Origin of the sequence: Pseudonocardia sp. NPDC049635 (genome assembly GCF_040659795.1) — a bacterium.
In the GTDB taxonomy this organism is placed as follows: domain Bacteria; phylum Actinomycetota; class Actinomycetes; order Mycobacteriales; family Pseudonocardiaceae; genus Pseudonocardia.
Window position 1 is genome coordinate 133276 of sequence record NZ_JBFAON010000011.1, and the last position, 8147, is coordinate 141422.

General features: G+C 73.5%; 5 protein-coding genes and 1 pseudogene. 3 read left to right on the top strand and 3 right to left on the bottom strand.

The window, feature by feature from the left end:
- Positions 1 to 100 precede the first annotated feature (100 nt).
- Positions 101 to 1123 (top strand): hypothetical protein, encoded by a 1023-nt coding sequence (locus AB0J24_RS15710; RefSeq protein WP_358681406.1) that lies wholly within the window; start codon positions 101 to 103, stop codon positions 1121 to 1123.
- Here the strand turns inward: AB0J24_RS15710 and AB0J24_RS15715 are convergent.
- The gene (locus AB0J24_RS15715; protein ID WP_358681409.1) at positions 1101 to 1727 is read right to left on the bottom strand and encodes a TetR family transcriptional regulator; all 627 of its coding nucleotides are present in this window, start codon (positions 1725 to 1727) and stop codon (positions 1101 to 1103) included. The two genes, AB0J24_RS15710 and AB0J24_RS15715, sit on opposite strands and share 23 nt — an antisense overlap.
- Positions 1728 to 1798: 71 nt before the next feature.
- On the opposite strand from AB0J24_RS15715, the gene AB0J24_RS15720 reads away from it, so the two are divergent.
- Positions 1799 to 3244, top strand: coding sequence for a cytochrome P450 (locus AB0J24_RS15720; protein ID WP_358681412.1), 1446 nt, complete (start codon positions 1799 to 1801; stop codon positions 3242 to 3244).
- Positions 3245 to 3266: 22 nt separating this feature from the next.
- Here the strand turns inward: AB0J24_RS15720 and AB0J24_RS15725 are convergent, their stop codons facing one another.
- Positions 3267 to 3485, bottom strand: a complete 219-nt coding sequence (locus AB0J24_RS15725) for a hypothetical protein (protein ID WP_358681415.1) — start codon at positions 3483 to 3485, stop codon at positions 3267 to 3269.
- Between the two features lie 410 nt (positions 3486 to 3895).
- On the opposite strand from AB0J24_RS15725, the gene AB0J24_RS15730 reads away from it, so the two are divergent.
- Positions 3896 to 7285, top strand: coding sequence for a type I polyketide synthase (locus tag AB0J24_RS15730; protein WP_358681418.1), 3390 nt, complete (start codon positions 3896 to 3898; stop codon positions 7283 to 7285).
- A 114-nt stretch (positions 7286 to 7399) separates the two neighbouring features.
- Here the strand turns inward: AB0J24_RS15730 and AB0J24_RS15735 are convergent.
- A pseudogene (locus AB0J24_RS15735) lies at positions 7400 to 8101 on the bottom strand (helix-turn-helix transcriptional regulator); the annotation flags it as partial.
- Positions 8102 to 8147 lie beyond the last annotated feature (46 nt).

An 8147-nucleotide genomic window follows, 5' to 3' on the forward strand; every position in this document is an offset into this window, starting at 1 on the left:
GGCCTGCGCCGAACCGCTCCGCTCGTCACCGGGCGCTGACACAGTCACGCCCGGGCGGTCCGACCGGCGGGCCGCCCGGTGACGATGGTGAGGACGGCGCATGACACGGGCCCGGATGCTCTTCGGATCGCTCACGGCGGCGGGATGCGCTCTCGTCGGGCTGGTGGCCGTGCTCACGGCCGCAGGCCCGTGGGAACCGGCGGAACCCGTGCTGGTGCGGCACCCCGATCCGGCCGGGTCGACGGCGACGGAATCACTCGCCGCCCTGGACCCGTGCCGGATCCTCGACGGGGCCGTCGCGGCCCTCCCGGCCGGTGCGGATCCGGCCGGTCGCCCGCCGGGGTCCCGCAGCGACCACGGCGTGTGCTCGCTCGGTGGCCACCACGTCGGCAGCGACCTCGACATCACGCTCACGCTGGGCGAGGAGTTCGACGCCCCGCGCCGGTGGGGGGCCGCCCCCGTCGAGGCCGCCGGGTTCCGCGCGTTCCGCGAGGAGTCGGTGCCCGACCGCTCGGGCGGCCCGTCGACGGGCCTGGGGTTCTGCCGGGTCTCCCTGCCGGTGGGCTTCACGCACGCGGTGTCGGTGGAGGTGGGCCAGCGCTGGGGCGCGGTGGCCACCACTCCGATGTGCCCGGTCGCCGAGCGGGTCGCGACCGGCGTGGCGGACCAGGTCACGAGCGCGTCACGGGAGACCGGTGCGGTCGCCGTCCGGCGCGCCTTCGGCCCGGCGATGAACCCGGCGCTGCTCCACCGCAACTGCCGCTACGCGAGCCCGGACCACGAGATCGAGGTGGAGCTGACCCTGGTGCACGGTTTCGACTACTCCGAGTACGCCCGCCGGTCCCCGGACCCGGTGCAGGAGGTCGAGATCAACGGCCATCCGGCGCGGTTCGTCGAGGGCGCTCCCTCCCCGTGGGGCGAGGTGACGCGGGACTGGTACGTGCGGCCCTTCCCGGGGCCGCGCCGGGCCGACGATCCGCGCACCGGGGCCCTGATGCTGCAGACCGTGGTGCGCCCGCCCCGCGGCCTGGACGTGTTACGCGACGACCCGGGCCACGACCTCACGGTCGGCCGGCGCGGCGAACAGGTCATCGCCGATCTCATCGCCGAGCACCTGGGCTGAGCGTCGCCGGACCGTCCAGCACCCGGAGCACCACGGTGGCGACGTCGGCGGCGACCCGGTCCGGCGGCCCGCCGGGCAGCACCAGGTGCGAGACGACGAGCCGGGCAGCGGTCCCGGCGGCGAGCAGCACGTCGGCGTCGGCCAGGTCCGGCCGGACCCGGCGCAGGAAGCCCGCGGCCCGCTCGCTCGCAGCGGCGACGATCGGCCCCGATCCGGTCCCGAACGCCGACGGCACCGCGTCCTCGCCGGTGAGCAGCGCGGCGATCAGCGGGTTCTCCTCCGCTTCGGTGAGGGCTGCGTGCACCGCGGCCACCCAGGCCGCGTGCAGGTCGGCGGCGCCGTCCAGGGCTGCCTCGATCCGGTCGAGGAACCGGTCGGTGGCCCGCAGCACCAGCGCGGCGGCGAGCCCCTCCCGGTCGCCGAACTCGCTGTAGAGGGTCTGCCGGCTCACCCCGACCCGCCGGGCCAGCTCGGGCATCGACAGACGCTCCCGGGCGACGGTGATCCGCTCCGCGACGTCGAGCACCTCGGCGCGCAGGTGGTCGCGGGCCCGCCGGGTCATCGTCCGCCGCTGCACCCGCCGATAGTGGACGCGCTGCTTCACAGCGTCAACGATCTGGGCAGTTCACGCTAAGCTGTCCAAGTTTGGTGGTCGTTGCGAGGAGGCAACCGGCGATGAGCCTGATGCAGCACGCCCGCGAGCGCTGGTCCTCGGTGCTCACCCTGCCCACCCCCGACCGTGTCGACGGCGCACTGCTGGCCGCCTCGACGGGCCGGCGACCCGCGCCGTTCGCGGCGGCGCCGGAGGGCACGCGCGAGATTCCCGGTGACGCCGGACTGCCGCTGCTCGGCCACGCCCTGGCCTACGTGCGGTTCGGGCACCGGTTCACCCGGGCCCGCACCGACGCGCTCGGCCCGGTCTGGTGGATGCGGTCCCCGGCGGGCCGCGCCGTCGTCGTCACCGGGCCGGAGGCGACCCGGGAGGTGCTGACCAACCGGGACAAGGTCTTCTCCCAGGAGGGCTGGCGGGCGACCGTCGACGCGTTCTTCCACCGCGGCCTGATGCTGCTCGACTTCGACGAGCACCGCGCCCACCGGCGGATCATGCAGGAGGCGTTCACCGCGGACCGGATCGCCGGCTACGTCGCCACCACCACGCCGGTGGTGCGCGAGGTGATGGCGGGCTGGCCGTCCACGATGCGGCTGTACCCGGCGCTCAAGCGGCTCACCCTCGACGTCGCCCAGGCCGTGTTCATGGGCAGCCGGTCCGGCCCGGAGGCCGACGCGGTGAACCGCGCCTTCGTCGACTGTGTGCGGGCGGCGAACGCGTTCGTGCGCAAGGACGTCCCCGGCACCCGGTGGCGGCGCGGACTGCGCGGGCGGGTAGTGCTGGAGGACTGGTTCCGGTCCAACCTGGAGGCCAAGCGGGCCGGTGCGGGCATCGACCTGTTCTCCGCGCTCTGCCATGCGCAGACCGACGACGGCCGCCGCTTCTCCGACGACGACGTCGTCAACCACATGATCTTCCTGATGATGGCGGCCCACGACACCTCGACCACGACGGCCGTCGCCACCGCCTATCACCTGGCTCGCCACCCCGAATGGCAGGAGCGCTGCCGCGCGGCCTCCGACGCGCTCGCCGGGCGGATCGGGGACGCCGCCCCCACCGTCGAGGACCTCCGCTCGCTCACCGACCTGGACCTGGTGATCCGGGAGGCGCTGCGGATGGACGCGCCGGTGCCGGTGGTTATGCGGACCGCGGTGCGCGACACCCGCATCGCCGGACATCACGTGCCGCAGGGCACCCGGGTGGTCGTCGCGCAGGCGGTCAACCACTACGACCGCACCTGCTGGACCGACCCCGAGCGGTTCGATCCCGAACGGTTCGGGCCGCAGCGGCGGGAGGACCGCTCGGACCGCGACGCCTGGATCCCGTTCGGTGGCGGGGTGCACAAGTGCATCGGGATGCACTTCGGGACCCTGGAGGTCACGGCGATCCTGCACGAGATGCTGCGCCGCTTCCGCTGGAGCGTCGACCCGGGGCACCGCCTGCGCTGGGACAACACCTCGCTCCCGGTGCCGGTCGGCGGTGTCCCGGTGCGCCTGCGGCACCGCGGCTGAACACCGTCCCGGCCCGGCCGATTCAGGAATCTCCGGCTCGGCCGTCCTCGGCCCGGTCCCCGTCGGAGTTCCACAGCTCGTCCCTGCGGTCCTCGGCCTCGGTGCGTTCCCGGGCGATCTCCAGCGCGCGCGCAGCGGTCTCCCGGTCCGGGTAGGGGCCGAGCCGGTCCGCGGCACGGCAGCCCTCCTTCGGCTCCACCGTGTCGTGCCGGAGGCAGAAGAACCACTGATCGTCGCTCATGGACACAGCGTGACATCGACCACCGCGACACGCTGTACGCCGCGCCGTCCGGTGACCCGGGACGTGCCCCACCGCCCGGACCGGACGCCCGAGATCGAGCACCCGCTGCGCCGATCGGCCGAGCAACGGCCACCGCACCGCCGGACCGGCGTCACGAATTCTCCCCCCCTTACCGCTGTGGTCATTCCTGCGAAATCCCGGTCTGAGCGTGATCCGCCGCGGACCGATCCCCCGGGCCACGCAAGACCACTGTGAGGAAAAACGTCGATCCTGCCGTTCCGGGCAATCGGAGTTTGCGACACTCGTCGATGTCACGTTCGTATTGCACCGTCTGCTCCGATCTCGGACGGGTGAATCAGTGCGGTTCCCCGCCTCTCGCGGCTTCGGCCCTGATCGACAAGGCGGTTCCGATGAGCGAGCAGGACAGGCTGCGCGAGTACCTCCGGCGGGCGAGCGCCGAACTCAAACTCGCGGACGAGCGGTTGCGCGAGGCCGAGGCCGCCCGGACCGAACCGATCGCCGTCGTCGGCATCGGCTGCCGTTTCCCCGGTGGTGCCGACTCCCCGGAACGGCTGTGGGAGCTGCTGGACTCCGGTCGTGAGGGGCTCGCACCGCTGCCACCGGACCGCTTCGGGCCCGAGCTCTACCACCCGGACCCGACGCACCCGGGGACGTTCCACACCCGGCACGCGAACCTGCTGGCGGACGCCTACGACTTCGACGCCGACTTCTTCGGCATCGCGCCGAGCGAGGCCCGCTCGATCGACCCGCAGCAGCGGCTGCTCCTGGAGGTCGGTTGGGAAGCGTTGGAACACGCCGGCATCGTCCCGGCCGAGCTGCGCGGGTCCCGAACCGGTGTCTTCGCCGGAGTCATGTACGGCGACTATGCCGCCCGGCTGGACCCGGCGCCCCCGGAGCTGGAGGGTTACCTGGTCGTCGGCAGTGCCGGCAGCGTCGCCTCGGGCAGGCTCTCCTACGTGTTGGGGCTCACCGGCCCCACCCTGACGGTCGACACGGCGTGTTCCTCGTCCCTGGTCGCGGTGCACCTGGCGATGAGGTCGCTGCGCTCCGGCGAATGCGATCTCGCCCTGGCCGGTGGCGCCACGGTGATGTCGACCCCGGCGGTCTTCGTCGAGTTCTCCCGGCAGCGGGGTTTGGCCCAGGACGGTCGCTGCAAGGCGTTCTCCGAGGAAGCCGACGGTGCCGGATGGGGCGAGGGCGCCGGTGTCCTGGTCCTCGAACGCCTGCGTGACGCCCGGCGCAACGGCCATCCGGTGTTGGCCGTGCTGCGCGGCTCCGCGATCAACTCCGACGGGGCGTCCAACGGCCTCACCGCACCGAACGGTCCGGCGCAGGAGTCCGTCGTCCGGGCGGCACTCGCCGACGCACGGCTCGGACCCGCCGACATCGACGCCGTCGAGGCCCACGGAACCGGCACCCGGCTGGGCGACCCGATCGAGGCACAGGCACTGATCGACACCTACGGGCGGGGCCGCCCGGTGGACCGGCCGCTGCTGCTCGGGTCGGTGAAATCGAACATCGGCCACACGCAGGCCGCAGCCGGTGTCGCCGGGGTCATCAAAATGGTGCTGTCGATGCAGCACGGCAAACTGCCGGCGACGCTGCACGCCGACACCCCGACCACCCACGTCGACTGGACGTCCGGCGGGGTGCGTCTGCTCACCGAGGCCGTCGCATGGCGATCCGAGGGTCCTCGCCGGGCGGCGGTATCGGCATTCGGCATCAGCGGTTCCAACGCCCACGTCGTGCTGGAGGAGGCGCCCGAGGTCGAGGCCGGTGCAGCCGCACCGGTGCCCGTCGACCGGTCCGGAGCACGCCGTCCGGAGATCCTGCCCCTGGTGCTGAGCGCGCGCGGGCCGGCCGCCCTGCGCGCCCAGGCCGGGGCGTTGGCCGAACTGCTCGACCGGCCCGGCACCGTCGAGACCGACGTGGCGTACTCCCTGCTGACCACCCGCAGCCGGTTCGAGCACCGGGCGGTCGTCGTGGCGGGCGACCCGGCCGCACGGCTCCGGGCGCTGCGTGAGTTCGCCGCCGGGGGCCGCCCCACCGAAGTGGTGGCCGGTCGGATCGAGCCGGGCCGCCGGCACGCAATGCTGTTCACCGGGCAGGGCAGCCAGGAGCCCGGGATGGGGCGGGACCTGTACGCGACCTTCCCGGTGTTCGCCGCAGCGTTCGACCGGGCCTGCGCCACCCTGGACGCAGCGCTCGCCGGACTGGTCAGTGACCCGCTCCCGCTGCGCGCGGTGATCCTGGGCGAGGCGCCGCCGGCGCCCGGTGACGATTCCGGGGTGCCCGTACTGGACCGGACTCTCTACACCCAGACCGGGCTGTTCGCCTTCGAGCTCGCCCTGTTCCGGCTGATCGAGTCGTGGGGCGTCCGCCCGGACTCGATGGCGGGCCACTCGGTCGGCGAGCTGGTCGCCGCACACTGCGCCGGCATCCTCGACCTCGACGACGCCGCCCGGCTCGTCGCCGCCCGCGCGGCCGCGATGTGGGCGCTGCCACCCGCGGGGGCTATGGTGGCGGTCGCCGCACCGGAGCACGAGGTGCTGGTGGCGCTCGACGGCCACACCGACGTCGATCTGGCGGCGGTCAACGGCCGCAGCTCCTGCGTGATCTCGGGGGACCGCGCGGCGGTGGACCAGCTGGCGGCCGGGTTCCGCGCACGGGGGCAACGGGTCTCCGTGCTGCGCACCAGCCACGCGTTCCACTCGCCGCTGATGGAGCCCGCGCTGCCGGCGCTGATCACCGCAGCCCGCGCGGCCCGGCACCGGTCCGGGACGATCGAGGTGATCTCCAACCTGACCGGTGAACCGCTGTCCCGGGTGGACGACTGGCCCGCCTACTGGTCCGGGCACGCCCGGGGTGCCGTCCGGTTCGCCGACTGCGTGGCCACGATGGTCCGCGGCGGGGTCGGTGGATTCCTGGAGCTGGGACCGCACGGCTCGCTCACCGCCACCGTGGCCGAGTGCCTCCCGTCGGGGACCGAGCCCGGCTCGGTGTACGCGGCGCCGACCCGGCTGCGCGGACGGCCCGAGGTCCCCGCCCTGTGCCGAGGGCTCGCCACGGCCTTCGTCCGGGGGCTCGACGTCGACTGGACCGCATGGGTCTGCACCGGTGGTGCCGCACCACGGGTCACCGCGCTGCCGACCTACCGGTTCCAGCGCAACCGGTACCGCGCCGACCCGGCACCACGGACGCGGCCCGAGCAGATCCCGGATGCCGAAGGGGTGGACACGTGCCCGACCCCGGCGCCGGCCCGGCCGGACGACGGCGCGGACCCCCGCGCCGCGCTGGCCGCGCTCACCCCTGCGGCTCGGTCGCGCGCCGTGCTCGACCTGGTGCGCGAGGCTGCTGCGGTGGTGCTCGGTCGCGAGTCCCCCGGTGAGGTGGAGCTCGGCCGCGGCTTCCGTGACCAGGGATTCGACTCGCTCGGGGTGGTACTGATGCTGGAGAGCCTCAGCTCCTCCACCGGCCTGGAACTCGATCCCGCCACCGGTTTCGACCACCCCACGCCCGAGGCACTCACCGCCCGACTCGTCGAGCTCCTCGCCACCGCGGACCCGCCCCGGCGGGACCGGGCCGGTGCGGGTGCAAAGGCCCTGCTCGACCGGCTGGAGGAGCTACTTCCGCCGCCGGGCTCGGGGGAGGGTCCGGACCTCGCCGTTCGGCTCCGGGCGCTCGCCGACCGGCTCGACCCGGACGGTGGCACCGGCTTCACCGGCGTCACCGACGACGAGTTGGTCGGCATGCTCGACGACGAGTTCGGCCTCAGGTGAGGACCGGTGGCCCCGGGACGCTCCGGTCGACCGCACCCCTTGCGCAGGGGGCGGCGACACCGGTCCGCAGGCTCGCGGCGTGTAGGTCAGGCCGTACCGGGCGGCGAACGCCGCGGCGTGCGCCCGATTGCGCAGCCCGTACCGGTCCGACACCACCTGCAGGATGTTGCGAACGGTGCGAGGAGAGTAGAAGAGCGCGGCGGCGATCTCCTCGTTCGTGCAGCCCACCGCCACCAGGCGCAGGACCTCGGCCTCACGGTCATCGAGATCCGTCGGGGCCGGCACCGTCGCCGGGACGGTGTCGGTGCGGTACAGGCTTTCCGCCCGCCTGCTCACCGCCTCCACCCGGCCCAGCAGCGAACCGGTGCTCAGCTCGGTCGGGTCGACCAGGTCGAGGGTCCCGCAGAGACCCAGGTCCACCCGGCCCGGCCCGGTCCGGTCGGTCAGCAACAGATATCCCCGACACCCGTGGGCGGACAGCTGACCGACCCGTTCCTGGGCCACCTGCAGGCTCGTCACACCCAGCAGGATCGCGACCGAGTCCCGCGGGAACCCGGTCGCGGATTCCCGCAGGTTGAACCCATGGGCCCCGGCCAGTGACCCGGCCAGGAGCTGCCGCTCGGAATCGTCGGACGAGTCGATGTAGACCTGCAGTTCCCGGTACACGGCCGCTCCACTGTGGCAAGGGACGGGACCGATCAAGTATTCGAGCGCCGCAGAACCGCTGTCCACGGCCTGTGATCGCAGGCACAGCCGCCGACACGACCGTGTCGAACGGCATCGTTTCAGCGAGCTGACAACGCAATCGACACACATCGAAGAGCATTCCGCCGAGCAGTCACCTTTCTTCTCTCCTGGAGCC